At 65.4% G+C, this 13,521-nt stretch carries 10 protein-coding genes and 1 tRNA gene; 7 read left to right on the forward strand and 4 right to left on the reverse strand.

From position 1 onward, the window contains the following. Nucleotides 1-104 precede the first annotated feature (104 nt). Nucleotides 105-2,147, forward strand: coding sequence for an endonuclease/exonuclease/phosphatase family protein (locus tag CSQ99_RS10170; RefSeq protein WP_099038917.1), 2,043 nt, complete (start codon nucleotides 105-107; stop codon nucleotides 2,145-2,147). On the opposite strand, the gene CSQ99_RS10175 is transcribed toward CSQ99_RS10170, so the two are convergent. Continuing rightward, the gene (locus CSQ99_RS10175; protein WP_027331712.1) at nucleotides 2,144-2,386 is read right to left on the reverse strand and encodes a mycoredoxin; all 243 of its coding nucleotides are present in this window, start codon (nucleotides 2,384-2,386) and stop codon (nucleotides 2,144-2,146) included. The genes CSQ99_RS10170 and CSQ99_RS10175 overlap by 4 nt on opposite strands. A gap of 82 nt (nucleotides 2,387-2,468) precedes the next feature. Between CSQ99_RS10175 and CSQ99_RS10180 the strand changes: the two genes are divergently transcribed. The 3 genes from CSQ99_RS10180 (at nucleotide 2,469) to CSQ99_RS10185 (ending at nucleotide 5,395) form a co-directional block, all read left to right on the forward strand. After that, on the forward strand, nucleotides 2,469-4,610 hold the full coding sequence (locus CSQ99_RS10180) for an ATP-dependent DNA helicase UvrD2 (protein ID WP_176560955.1): 2,142 nt from the start codon (nucleotides 2,469-2,471) through the stop codon (nucleotides 4,608-4,610). Nucleotides 4,611-4,737: 127 nt separating this feature from the next. Continuing rightward, nucleotides 4,738-4,923 (forward strand): hypothetical protein, encoded by a 186-nt coding sequence (locus CSQ99_RS30685; protein ID WP_141562656.1) that lies wholly within the window; start codon nucleotides 4,738-4,740, stop codon nucleotides 4,921-4,923. A 157-nt stretch (nucleotides 4,924-5,080) separates the two neighbouring features. After that, nucleotides 5,081-5,395 carry a WhiB family transcriptional regulator gene (locus CSQ99_RS10185; protein WP_176560956.1) on the forward strand — a complete coding sequence of 105 codons (315 nt, stop codon included), beginning with the start codon at nucleotides 5,081-5,083 and terminating at the stop codon, nucleotides 5,393-5,395. Nucleotides 5,396-5,418: 23 nt separating this feature from the next. Here CSQ99_RS10185 and CSQ99_RS10190 read toward each other — a convergent pair whose 3' ends face one another. Genes CSQ99_RS10190 through CSQ99_RS10200 form a run of 3 tightly spaced genes read right to left on the reverse strand, consistent with a single transcriptional unit; the run spans nucleotide 5,419 to nucleotide 9,079 of the window. Continuing rightward, nucleotides 5,419-6,759 (reverse strand): macrolide-binding ATPase MABP-1, encoded by a 1,341-nt coding sequence (locus CSQ99_RS10190; RefSeq protein WP_027331710.1) that lies wholly within the window; start codon nucleotides 6,757-6,759, stop codon nucleotides 5,419-5,421. Between the two features lie 42 nt (nucleotides 6,760-6,801). Next, the gene (locus tag CSQ99_RS10195; protein ID WP_099038920.1) at nucleotides 6,802-7,629 is read right to left on the reverse strand and encodes a cyclodehydratase; all 828 of its coding nucleotides are present in this window, start codon (nucleotides 7,627-7,629) and stop codon (nucleotides 6,802-6,804) included. Between the two features lie 58 nt (nucleotides 7,630-7,687). Further along, nucleotides 7,688-9,079, reverse strand: a complete 1,392-nt coding sequence (locus tag CSQ99_RS10200; RefSeq protein ID WP_176560957.1) for a zinc-dependent metalloprotease — start codon at nucleotides 9,077-9,079, stop codon at nucleotides 7,688-7,690. A gap of 81 nt (nucleotides 9,080-9,160) precedes the next feature. On the opposite strand from CSQ99_RS10200, the gene CSQ99_RS10205 reads away from it, so the two are divergent. The 3 genes from CSQ99_RS10205 (at nucleotide 9,161) to CSQ99_RS10215 (ending at nucleotide 13,412) form a co-directional block, all read left to right on the forward strand. Continuing rightward, nucleotides 9,161-10,183 (forward strand): YlbL family protein, encoded by a 1,023-nt coding sequence (locus CSQ99_RS10205; RefSeq protein WP_176560958.1) that lies wholly within the window; start codon nucleotides 9,161-9,163, stop codon nucleotides 10,181-10,183. 81 nt (nucleotides 10,184-10,264) lie between these two features. Then, a complete protein-coding gene (locus CSQ99_RS10210; protein ID WP_099038923.1) occupies nucleotides 10,265-13,276 on the forward strand; it encodes a UPF0182 family protein in 3,012 nt (1,003 codons plus the stop codon). Between the two features lie 62 nt (nucleotides 13,277-13,338). After that, nucleotides 13,339-13,412 (forward strand) — tRNA-Met (locus tag CSQ99_RS10215). Nucleotides 13,413-13,521 lie beyond the last annotated feature (109 nt).

Below are 13,521 nucleotides of genomic sequence, written 5' to 3' on the forward strand. Positions count from 1 at the left end.
AGAGAATTCGGGTGCCCGAGGGGAAATGACGTAACGCGCTACGCACGACGCGCTGATTGTCTGCGGCGACGACGATCCCGATTCCTCGAACAAGGGAGAAGGGCATGTCCGCTTTGCGACTCATGACGTTCAACGTGCAGATGCTCCCGCTGGTAGCGGCGCTCACGGGTGGTACGAGCGACGACGCGGAGGAACGCGCCGAACGGGTCGCCAACGCCATCCTCGACCTGCCACCGGCCGAACAGCCGGACGTCATCGCCTTCAACGAGGTGTTCAGCGAGGACGGTCGCGACAAGCTGCAGAACATGCTGGCTGCCTGGGGGAACATGGTCGTGAAGATGGATGACGGCGGAATCCTCGATGAGGACTCCGGGCTGATGCTGGTCAGCAAGTTGCCGTTTCAGACGTTGCCCACCGGCGGAAAGCTCTACGAACACTTCTACAGCGACAGCGCCGATACTGATGCGAAAGCCGCCAAAGGCGTTGGCATTGTGCAGGTTCCGCGCCCTGACGAGACCACCACCATTGCGTTCACGCATCTACAGGCGTCGTACACGAGTGAGGGTCAGTACCGCGACATCCGCGCAAAACAATTCGGCGCGATTCACTCCGCGCTGTCGCAGGTGCTGGGATCTGATGACGACGAATGGCGCAACGTCATCCTGGTCGGAGATCTCAACGTCCGGGGCGATGCGGGTGCCACGACCAATGAATGGGCGAAGACGTTCAAGAGCTCGGGTTCGCCGTTCCAGAAGACGTTCTATGACGGCTGGCGCTCGTACATGCATCCGCCGGTGAGCGACGACGAGGTGGATCCGGGATTCACCAACATCGACATTTCGAACGGTAAGCAGCAACGGCTGGACTATCACTGCTTCACCCAAGCTGGCGTGCCGTCGACGGGCGCGGTGCCACACCACATGTTCACGCGGCTGCGCGATCAGAGCGACCATTTCGCCCTCGAGGCGGTCATCGAGCGGTGGTCACCGAACTGCTGCCCGGCCCAGGCGATCGAAATGAAAACCATCGACCCGTATGTGTCGGGTGCGGGTGAGCCGACGACGATGCGGCTGATCAAGGTCAACTTCCGCGACATCGATGCGTTTCAATGGATTTACGTCGACCGACCCGGCACCTTCACCGTCTACGCGCCGCCCAACGTGCGGGTGCGGCTTTTCCTGGAAACCGACTTGAGCAGTCCCATCTCGATGAAGGACACGCTGTTGGTGACCAACACTCCGCCCGGAGCTCAGGAAGGGGTGGCCGAAGTGCCCCTCGATCCCGAAGGCAGCACCTTCGCCACCCGGCGGCCGTTCTTCATCGCACTGCAGTTGGACGCTGTTGACCCGGGACCCGCGACGGTGGCGGTGTTCGAGCATCTCGGGGATGCACCGGAGCGCGCGATCTGGTTGACACCCCACGTCGAGGTGCGGTCGAGCTTCCCACCGGGACAACCACTCGGAACGGACGACGTCTGCTGGTTCAAGGCGAAGTTCCCGACGACCTTCGCGGGGACCCCGCACGATGAGACATTCACGTTCAGGAACGGCACGGGTGAAACCGTGTCGGTGACACTCACCGACACCGCGCTGACCAAATTGGGTTTTGTGGAGGGCGCGCAGTCGTCCTTTGACCTCGTCGCCAACGCCGCGGGCGATGAAGTGCGGTTGTTCGCTATGAAACGAGGCTCTTACGACGCGGCGGGCTTCACGTGCTTCTGGAATTCGCCGCTGACCTATCTCGCACTGGACAAGGCGACCGGGTTCTTCGTCAACGACGAGTCCGGACCGGACTCCATCGGCGACGACGAGATCGAGCTCGACATCGGTGTCGACGGCGCAACGCTGTTCACCGGCGCGTGGGGTTCAGCTGACACCGGCGAGCGCTGGACGGTGCTACCCAATGAGCTACGCAGCCGGCTGGCCGCGGTGCTGCCGGGCCAGCGACGCCTCCCGTTCGCATCGAGCATCCTGGTGTCCTACATCGAGGAGGACGCCGCCGCGTCCGGATGGCTGGCGGAGGTCATCGACCCGCTGGCGGCGGGCGAGCCCGACGACGTCGACCGGGTCCTGCCGCTACCGGTGTCTGACACTCTCTCCGACGGGCTCTACACGTTCTTCTACTCGCTCAGCCGCTTCCCGGACTAGCGGCCGAGCTTTTTCTTGACGTCGGCTCCACTGGGATTGGTCAGCGTGCTGCCGTCGGGAAACTTCAGCGTCGGCACCGTCTGATTGCCACCGTTGGCCGAGGCCACGAACTGCGCCGCGGCGGGATCGGCCTCGATGTCGACCTCGGCGAACGCGATGCCCTCGGCCTTCAGGACCTTCTTCAGGCGCGCGCAATAGCCGCACCACGAGGTGGTGTACATGGTCAACTCAGCACTCATAAGGCAGTCAACGTAGTTGATGACCCGAACATGCCCGCGGCGTGCCCCGGTTTTGTCGGCCCGCACTGACAAGATGGTCCGCATGCCGACAGAGGTCACGTGCTCGAGCATCATCGATGATCTCGACGACGAGCAGCGTGAGGCCGTCCTCGCCGCGCGCGGTCCGGTGTGCGTGCTGGCCGGTGCGGGCACCGGTAAGACGCGCACCATCACCCGCCGTATCGCGCACCTCGTGTCGTCCGGGCACGTCGCACCGGGGCAGGTGCTCGCGGTGACGTTCACTTCTCGGGCCGCCGGTGAGATGCGCGCCCGGCTGCGCGCCCTCGACGCTGCTTCTGGGGGGATGGGCACCGCGACAGTGCAGGCGATGACGTTTCACGCCGCGGCTCGCCGCCAGTTGGCCTACTTCTGGCCGCGGGTCGTCGGCAACACCGGATGGGAACTTCTCGACACCAAGTTCGCGGTCGTCGCACAGTCCGCCAACCGAGCCGGTCTGCAAGCCAGCACCGACGACGTACGTGACCTCGCGGGTGAAATCGAATGGGCCAAGGGATCTTTGATCAGTCCGGAGGCCTATCCCGCCGCCGTTGCCGCGGCTAGCCGTGACATCCCGTTCGACGCGGCCAAGGTCGCGGCCGTCTACACGGGATACGAGGCGCTCAAGGCCCGCCGTGACGGGACGACACTGCTGGACTTCGATGATCTGCTGTTGCACACCGCTGCCGCCATCGAGAACGATGCGGCCGTCGCCCAGGAGTTCCGCGACCGGTACCGCTGCTTCGTGGTCGACGAATACCAGGACGTCACACCGCTGCAGCAGCGCGTGCTCGACGCATGGCTCGGTGACCGCGACGATCTCACCGTCGTCGGCGACGCCAACCAGACCATCTATTCGTTCACCGGCGCGACGCCGCAGTACCTTCTGGACTTCTCGCGACGGTTCCCGGATGCCGCAGTCGTCCGCCTGGAGCGCGACTACCGGTCCACCCCGCAGGTGGTGTCGCTGGCCAACCGCGTCATCGCCGCGGCCCGCGGCCGGATGGCAGGCAGCAGGTTGCACCTGGTCGGCCAGCGTGATCCCGGTCCCACGCCCACCTTCACCGAACACCGTGACGAGGTCGCCGAGGCCGCCGCCGTCGCCAAGAACATCAAGCGGCTGATCGCGGCGGGCACCGCAGCCTCGGAAATCGCGGTGCTGTACCGCATCAATGCACAGTCCGAGGTCTACGAGGAGGCGCTCACCGAGGCGGGCATCCCCTTCCAGGTCCGTGGCGGCGAGGGGTTCTTCAGCCGCCAGGAGGTCCGCCAATCGCTGGTGGCGTTGCAGCGCGCGGCCGAGCGCGAGATCGAGGGACCACTTCCGGAGATCGTGCGCGCTGTGCTGGAGCCTCTGGGCCTGACCGCCGAGCCGCCCGCGGGTACCAAGGCGCGCGAACGGTGGGAGGCGCTGACCGCACTCGCCGAACTCGTCGAAGAGGAAGTGGCGCAGCGCCCGTCGCTTGACCTGCCTGCCCTACTCGCCGAGCTTCGTCAGCGCGCCGACGCGCGGCACCCACCCGTCGTCCAGGGGGTCACGCTCGCCTCTCTGCATGCCGCCAAGGGACTGGAATGGGATGCGGTGTTCCTGGTCGGTCTCGCCGACGGCACGCTGCCGATCTCCCACGCCCTCACGCACGGTCCGGACAGCGAGCCCGTCGAAGAGGAACGCCGCCTGCTTTACGTCGGAATCACAAGGGCAAGAATGCATCTGGCGCTCAGCTGGGCGCTGGCCCGGGCCCCGGGTGGGCGGCAGAGCCGGAAGCCGTCGCGGTTTCTCAACGGCGTGGCGCCGCAGGCGTCCGGCGACAACAGCCCCAGCCGGCCCCGCCGCCCCAAGGGCGCCACGCCGCGCTGTCGCGTGTGCAACGCCGCGCTGACCGCCCCTGCGGCGATCGTGTTGCGTCGCTGCGAAGGGTGCCCATCCGATATCGACGAGAACCTGCTCACCGAACTCAAGGACTGGCGCCTGCGCACCAGCAAGGAGATGAGCGTGCCCGCGTACGTGGTGTTCACCGACAACACCCTGATCGCAATCGCAGAGACGTTGCCGGGCGACGACGCCGCACTCGTCGCGATTCCCGGTATCGGCGCACGCAAGCTCGAGCAATTCGGCGCCGACATCATCGCGTTGGTCAAAGGCCGGGGCCGCCCGGCAGGCGACATCGGACACCGCCAAACCTCGTAAAAATCATGCCAAACCTGCAGGTCAGAAAATCAGTTGTCGATTTCGCCTGTTACGCTTAGCCTCAAGATCGCACACACCAGCCGTGTGCTTTGTCGTGCGGAAGGAGGGTTCCGAGAACATGTTGAGCATGAATGCGTTTGACGGCGTACGCATTGCCGGCGGTTCGTGGACCCCCCATGTCCCGGCTGCCGCTGCGGCGGCGCATCCCGCCAAGGCGCACGCCGCCGCGGGAGTTGCAGCTGCTATTTCCCCGCAGCGCAAGCGCCGCACCGCCACCGCGACTGGAACGTCCGTGAATCGGGGCACCACCTAGGTAAGCCACGATTTCGCCCAAAAGGCCACGGACCCGCAGTTACCGGATCCGTGGCCATTTTTATTGGGAGTCATTGGGAGCCCTCCGATTCCCAGGTCACAGATCCATCGAGAAGAACGATGCGACAACCTTCGACCAGGAAGAAGAGGTACGAGTCATGTCAAACGCGATGAGCGCTCGCGCGAAGAGTGCCCTATCGGAGACATGCCGAGAGAAGACGAGGCTGGCGGTGCCTTGTCACCTGGAGGACCCCGATATGTGGTTCGCCGAGACTCCCGTCGAACTCGAACGCGCCAAGGCGTTGTGCGCGGATTGCCCGATCCGTCGCGAGTGCCTGGCCGCCGCGCTTGAGCGCGGGGAACCGTGGGGCGTGTGGGGCGGCGAGATTCTTGACCGTGGCACCGTCATCGCACGCAAGCGTCCGCGTGGACGGCCACGCAAGAACGCCGAGGGCAGCCCGGCAGCTGCGTAAGCGCTGCCGGGTTTCCCGGCGGATCAGGCGGCTTGTTCGGCGAAGCCCGGAATCAATTCCGTGGCAAGCGCTCTGGCCGGAATGTGCGCATCGAGCTGGCAGGAGATGGCGACGTTGGACGCGATCACCCGCATTGGGATCGCCAGCTTGGCCGGAATGTCCATCTGTCGCGCCGCCTTGATCTGACCTGCTGCGCGGTCCGGTCTCATGTTCGCGGCGGTGATGCGCTGCAGCCACTTTCGCGTGTAGTGGAATACCTCGACCTCGAGCGGCTCCACGTACTGCTTCATCATCTCGTCCATCTCCCGGTTCGAGACCTGCTCGCCCTTCTGGATGAACCCGATGCGCCGCATGGCCGCCTGCAGATTCTCGTAGTCGTCTTGCAGCGCGTAGCGGGTCGCGAGCCCGATGTCGATGGGGATACCACCGGGCATCGGCGCGACCGCGCCGAAGTCGATGACGCCCATCTTGTCGTCTGGCAGCAGCATGAAGTTCCCGGGATGCGCGTCGCCGTGCATCATCTCCAGACGCTTGGGCGCGTCGTACGTGAGCTCGAACAGACGGGTGCCCATCAGGTCACGTTGCTCCTGCGTGCCCTCGCGGATGATGACCGACATCGGGATGCCTTCGATCCATTCCTGAATCACCACCTTCGGCGCGCTGGCCACGATGTGCGGGACGACGAAGCGTGGATGTCCCTCATAGGCTTTGGCGAACGCGCGCTGATTGTCGGCCTCGAGCCGGTAGTCGAGTTCCATTTCGGTGCGTTCGATCAGCTCGTCGACCACGCCCTGCACATCCGCGCCGGGGGACAGTTGGCGCAGCACGCTGACCATCCGCTGCATGGTTTTGAGGTCGGCGCGCAGCGCCTCGTCGGCGCCGGGGTATTGGATCTTGACCGCAACGTCGCGACCGTCGGACCACACTGCCTTGTGCACCTGGCCGATGCTGGCCGACGCCACTGCGATGTCGTCGAAGGACCTGAACCGTTCGCGCCACTTGGTGCCCAGTTGCCCGTCGAGCACTCGGTGCACCTTGGGGGCGGGCAGCGGCGGGGCCTCTCGCTGCAGCTTGGTCAGCGCTTCGCGGTACGGCTTGCCGTACTGCTCGGGGATGGCGGCCTCCATGACCGACAGCGCCTGGCCGACCTTCATGGCGCCACCCTTGAGCTCACCGAGAACGGTGAACAGTTGCTGAGCCGCCTTGTCCATCAGCTCGGCGTTGACCTCGTCTTTCGACGTACCGGTCAGCCGTTTGCCGAAGCCAAGCGCAGCCCGGCCCGCCATACCGGCACCGAGGCCCGCCAGCTTGGCGTTCCGTGCCGCCCCACCCCGCTTGATCTCACTCACACGACCATCATCCACGACATCGCGGAACACCCCGCAGCGACTTGCCTACAAACGTTGTCAGCAGGTGCAGCGGGGGTGCCTCGACCAGCGTCGTGCCGCAATGGAGCCGACGTTGACGTCGAACTCCAGCGTGGTGTTCAGCGTGGGCGGCGGCTCGGACGTGTGGAGGACGTCATGGCCTCTGCGGACGGCGCATATGACGCGGTCGATCTGATTGAGCGCCAGCGCCGCGGTGGCCAGCACCGTCGCGCGGTCAGCGTTGCCGACGGTGTCGCGCAGCTGCGCCGCGACCGCAGGCCAGGCGGCATCCCGGTCGCTGCGATGCAGATCGGCGCACCCGAGACAGCTGGTCACCCCGGGAAGGACCAGTGGTCCGACGAGGCCCACACCGTCACGCACCCGAACCGCAAGGTGCGGCACCCCGGCGGCGTGCAGGTCGCGCACGACCCGAGGGTCGGACACCAGGAAATCTGTCAATACCGCCAGGTCGGCCGGCGCGCCGGCATGCGTGCGGCTGCTACGCGTGAGGTGAGACCCCGAGCAGCGCAACGCTGAAGCGAGAAGATCCGACAGCGGCCCGCGCCCATGGATCCGGATGGACGCCGCACGGGTACGCCGTCGCGCCGTGTTCGTCACCACACCGGCGTCGATCAGCGATGACACCAGGTCGGCCATGGCGTCCGCGGCGATCTCGCCGGCAAGCATCTGGAGTTCGGACACGGTGGCGCCGGATTGAAGGCGTCGCAGCAAGTCGGCGAGCGCCCTGGGCGTCAATCCCGAAGGAGGACGGACCAGTACCGCCCGTCGCGGGTCCCAGCCCACCTGGACAACGCCGTCGGGGCGCAACAACACCGGTCTCGCCGGATCGAGGACGTAGCGCCCCATGCGAGGAGTTTGACACGTTATCCGTCAGAACCCGTCGAGTTATCCACAGGCCGCTGGTTCAGCGCTCGGAATCCCCTGTCCCGGGGTCTTTTTCGAGATCCGCGATCGCCTGGTCGATACCGCTGGTGTCGCCGCCGATCATGCGGTCGATGAAACCGGCCGGTTCATCGAGGTCCTCCGCGCTGGGCAGCAGGTCAGGATGCTGCCACACCCCGTCGCGGGCGTCGGCGCCGACGGCCTCGGTCAACCGCTCCCACAGCGCCGCGGCCTCCCGCATCTTGCGTGGCCGCAGCTCCAGACCCACCAGGGTGGCGAAGGTCTGCTCGGCGGGTCCGCCGGTGGCGCGGCGCCTGCGCAGGGTCTCCGCCAACGCCGACGTGCCGGGGATCCGATCGCCAAGCGCGTCGGTGACGACGGTCTGAACCCATCCCTCGATCAGCGCCAGCATGGTCTCGAGCCGCTCGAGCGCGGCCGTCTGCTCGGGCGTCGCTTTCGGCTCGAAGATGCCCTGGTTCAGCAGTTGTTCCATCTGAGACGGGTCGGTCAGTGCCGCGGGGTTGAACCCCTGCGCGAGCTCCTCGAGGCCGCTCATATCGATCTTCATGCCCTTGGCGAATGCCTCGACGGCGTTGAGCAGTTGGCTGGACAGCCACGGCACGTGACTGAACAGGCGGTGGTGTGCGGCCTCGCGCGCCGCCAGGAATGTGATGATCTCGCTTCGCGGCTGCTCGAGTCCTTCGGTGAGTGACTCAATGGCCGCAGGCATCAGCGCCGCAACACCTTTGGGCCCCAAGGGCAGCCCGATATCGGTGGACGTCAGCACTTCTTTCGACAGGGTGCCCAGCGCCTGACCCAACTGCGAGCCGAAGGCCATGCCACCCATCTGCGTCATCATCGACAGCAGCGGCCCGGCCATGGATTTGGCCTCTTCGGGCAGCGACGACGCCCACACGGTGGAGATCTGCTCGGCCACTGGATCGCACAGCCGTTTCCACGTCTCGAGCGTGTTGTCGACCCAGTCGGTCGGTGTCCATGCCACTGATTTGGTGGTGCCCGCGGGCAGTGCCGTCACGCCGTCGAGCCAGGTCTCGGCCAGCCGGACGGCATCGGCGATCGCCGCGCTGGTCTTCTCTGGAACGGGCGCGACGAAACCGATAGAGTTCGATGCCAGCTGACGTGCCAGGTCGTAGTTCACCGGTCCCGACTTCGAGCCGTCGGCCGTCACGTTTCCAGCGCCGCTGAACATCTCCCCGAGGCGGCTGAAGATCTGACCCAGCTGCGACATGTCGAACTCGGACCCGCCCGTACCGATTCCGAACGGATCGTCAGGGGTGGGACCGCCAGAGTCGCCGGACCCCGAATCGGGGTCCTTCTTGTGTTTGTCTCGCTCGGGGTCATCCCCGTGGGAGAAGCCGAAAGGCAGGTCAGCCATGCCCCCAACGGTACTCACCGATGCCCTGCGGTGTGAGAGGGCAGGTCACGCCGAGAGCGAAGTCTCTCTATTTCGGAGCCAACCTCTACATTGGGCGGCGTGAACAGGCGCATTTTGACGTTGCTCGTCGCGCTCGTCCCGATCATTGCGTTCGGAGTTGTGCTGTCGGTGGTGACGGTTCCGTTCGTGTCGCTGGGGCCGGGGCCGACGTTCGACACGCTCGGCGAGGTCGACGGCAAGGAGGTCGTCGACATCGAGGGCATCGAGGTCCACCCCACGTCGGGGCACCTGAATATGACCACCGTGTCGCAGCGGGACGAACTGACGCTCGGGCAGGCGCTGGCGTTGTGGATGTCGGGCCGCGAACAGCTGGTGCCGCGAGATCTGGTCTACCCGCCGGACAAGTCGAAGGATGAGGTGGACGAGGCCAACAACACCGACTTCCGCCAGTCCGAGGACAGCGCCGAATACGCCGCGCTGCTCTACCTCAAATACCCCATGGCCGTGACGGTGGAGTCGGTCAACGACGACGGCCCGTCGGCGGGCAAGCTGCGCGACGGCGACGCGATCGACTACGTCAACGGAAAGCCGGTCTCGTCCCTCGACGAGTTCCAGGCCCTGATCAAGGACACCAAGCCCGGCGACACGGTGGTGCTGGACTACCGCCGCAAGAACGGGGACCTCGGCACCGCCACCATCACGATGGGTAAGCACCCCGACCGCGATCAGGGTTTCCTGGGCATCGGCGTGCTCGACGCGCCGTGGGCGCCGTTCACCGTGGACTTCAACCTTGCCAACATCGGCGGCCCGTCAGCCGGGTTGATGTTCAGCCTCGCGGTCGTCGACAAACTCACCACCGGCGATCTGAACGACGGCAAGTTCGTCGCAGGTACCGGAACGATTACCGGCGACGGCAAGGTCGGCCCGATCGGCGGCATCACCCACAAGATGCTGGCGGCCAGGGACGCCGGTGCCACCATCTTCCTGGTCCCCGCCGACAACTGCGAGGAAGCCAAGACGGCCCAGGACGACGGACTCGAACTGGTCAGGGTTGAGAACCTCGATGGGGCCGTGGCGGCCCTCAAGACGCTCTCAGCCGGTGGCGAACGCCCCGCATGCTGAGCTATCGGTGCAGTTGACATGCGTAGAGTTGGGGCACGTCGGTGCCGACGTGTGGAAACGGTTAGAAACTGGAGTTGACGAGTGGGTATGCGGCCAGCGGCAAGAATGCCGAAGCTGACAAGACGTAGCCGAATTCTCATCGCGATTGCCGCGATATTCGTCTTGGTCCTGTTGATCGGACCACGCCTGATCGACACGTATGTCGACTGGCTGTGGTTCGGAGAGCTCGGATACCGCTCCGTGTTCACCACCCAGCTCTTCACCCGTCTGGTGGTGTTCCTGATCGCCGCGGTGCTGATCGGAGCGATCGTGTTCGCCGGGCTGGCGCTGGCCTACCGCACGCGCCCGGTGTTCGTCCCGACCGCAGGCCCCAACGACCCGGTCGCGCGTTATCGCACCGCGGTGATGACGCGGCTGCGGCTGGTCGGCATCGGTGTTCCGCTGTTCATCGGCGTCCTCGCCGGAATCGTGGCGCAGAGCTATTGGACCCGCATCCAGCTGTTCCTGCACGGCGGCAGCTTCGGGATCAACGACCCGCAGTTCGGCATGGACCTGGGCTTCTATGCCTTCGATCTGCCGTTCTACCGGCTGGTGCTGAGTTTCCTGTTCGTCGCCACATTCCTTGCGTTCATCGCGAACCTGCTGGGCCACTACCTGTTCGGCGGTATTCGGTTGTCGGGTCGCAGCGGAGCACTGAGCCGGGCCGCGCGTATCCAGCTGATCACGTTGGTCGGCGTCCTCATGCTGCTCAAGGCGGTCGCGTACTGGCTGGACCGATACGAGCTGTTGAGCCACACCCGAGGCGGTAAGCCGTTCACCGGCGCTGGTTACACCGACATCAATGCGGTACTGCCCGCGAAGCTGATCCTGATGGCCATTGCCGTCATCTGCGCGGCGGCCGTGTTCTCCGCGATCGTGTTGCGCGACTTGCGGATCCCCGCCATCGGCGTGGTCCTGCTGCTGCTGTCGTCGTTGGTGATCGGTGCCGGCTGGCCGTTGGTGGTCGAGCAGTTCAGCGTCAAGCCGAACGCGGCGCAGAAGGAAAGCGAATACATCAGTCGAAGTATTGCGGCCACCAGACAGGCCTATGGGCTGACCGACGAGACCGTCACGTACCGCGACTACAGCGGGGATGCGCAAACGACGGCCCAGCAGGTGGCGTCTGACCGGGCGACGACGTCGAACATCCGGTTGCTCGACCCCACGATCGTCAGCCCGGCGTTCACCCAGTTTCAGCAGGGCAAGAACTTCTACTACTTCCCGGACCACCTCGCGATGGACCGGTACACGGCACGAGACGGAAATCTGCGTGACTTCGTCGTCGCCGCCCGCGAGCTCAACCCTGACCGTCTGATCGACAACCAGCGCGACTGGATCAACCGGCACACCGTCTACACACACGGCAACGGCTTCATCGCCTCGCCGGCCAATACCGTCCGCGGAGTCGCCAACGACCCCAACCAGAACGGCGGTTACCCGGAGTTCCTGGCCAGCGTCGTCGGCGCGAACGGCAGCGTCGTTTCGCCCGGCCCTGCCCCGCTGGATCAGCCGCGGATCTATTACGGCCCGGTGATCTCCAACACAGCGGCGGACTACGCGATCGTCGGCAAGAACGCCGACGCCGACCGCGAATACGATTACGAGACCAACACCGAGACCAAGAACTACACGTACGGAGGCTCCGGTGGGGTGTCTGTCGGCAGCTGGCTGGCTCGCTCGGTGTTCGCCGCGAAGTTCGCCGAACGGAACTTCCTGTTCTCCAATGTGATCGGCGAGAACAGCAAGATTCTGTTCAACCGCGACCCGGCCGAGCGCGTGGAAGCGGCCGCGCCGTGGCTGACCACCGACACCACCGTGTATCCCGCCATCGTGAACAAGAAGATGGTGTGGATCGTGGACGGCTACACCACGCTCGACAACTACCCGTACTCGCAGTTGACGACACTGTCGAGCGCCACAGCGGACTCCAGCGAGGTGGCGGTCAACCGGCTGCAGATCGACAAGCAGGTGTCCTACATCCGCAACTCGGTGAAGGCGACCGTCGACGCGTACGACGGCACGGTGACGCTGTATGCACAGGACGAGGCCGACCCGGTGCTGCAGGCGTGGATGAAGGTGTTCCCGGACACCGTGAAGCCCAAGAGCGAGATCACCCCTGAGCTGCAGCAGCACCTGCGCTACCCCGAGGATCTGTTCAAGGTTCAGCGCGCGCTGCTGGCCAAGTACCACGTCGACGATCCCGTGACGTTCTTCTCGACGTCGGACTTCTGGGATGTGCCGCTGGATCCGAACCCCACTGCGAGCAGCTATCAGCCGCCCTACTACATCGTCGCCAAAAACCTTGCGGCCAACGATAATTCGGCGTCCTTTCAGCTGACCAGTGCGATGAACCGGTTCCGCCGAGACTTCCTGGCGGCCTACATCAGCGCCAGTTCGGACCCCGATACCTACGGCAAGCTCACCGTACTGACCATTCCCGGCCAGGTGAACGGTCCGAAGTTGGCGTTCAACGCGATCAGTACCGACACCGCGGTGAGCCAGGATCTCGGTGTCATCGGTCGTGACAACCAGAACCGCATCCGATGGGGCAATCTGCTGACGCTGCCGGTGGCACAGGGCGGCCTGCTGTACGTCGCACCCGTGTATGCGTCACCGGGTGCCAGCGATGCGGCGTCGTCGTACCCCCGCTTGATCAGGGTGGCGATGATGTACAACGACAAGGTCGGGTACGGCCCGACGGTGCGCGACGCGCTCACCGAGCTGTTCGGGGCCGGCGCGGACGCCACCGCGACCGGCCCGGCGCCGACAGGGCCTGTGAACGGCCAGCCGCAAGCGGCGCCCGCTGCTGATGGGCAGCCACCGGCCGCGCAACCGCCGGGCGAGCAGCGCCCATCAGAGGCGCAAGTGCCGGCGGCGGCTGTGCCCCCGGGTGGTCCCGTGCAGTTGTCGGGAGCCAAAGCCGCAGCGCTGCAAGAAATCAACACCGCGCTGGACGCGCTGCAAGGGGCTCAGACAGGTGGCGACTTCGCCGAGTTCGGTGAGGCCCTACAACGCCTCGACGACGCGGTGAAGAAGTATCAGTCGACCCGCTAGCAGCCTGCTGAGCACGCGATTTGGAGGTGGACCTGCGGGTCGGTAACCTTGCGTTCACCCGACGCGGGGTGGAGCAGCTCGGTAGCTCGCTGGGCTCATAACCCAGAGGTCGCAGGTTCGAATCCTGTCCCCGCTACTAGGTGATGTCGCAAGGCATCGGAATAGCCGCGGACCTACTTTGGTCCGCGGCTTTTTCCGTTTGGGACCTTTGGGGGCGCCGGCGGGTTGGTAGTCGCTCGCTGCGC

The organism is Mycobacterium neglectum, from assembly GCF_002591975.1.
Classification (GTDB): domain Bacteria; phylum Actinomycetota; class Actinomycetes; order Mycobacteriales; family Mycobacteriaceae; genus Mycobacterium; species Mycobacterium neglectum.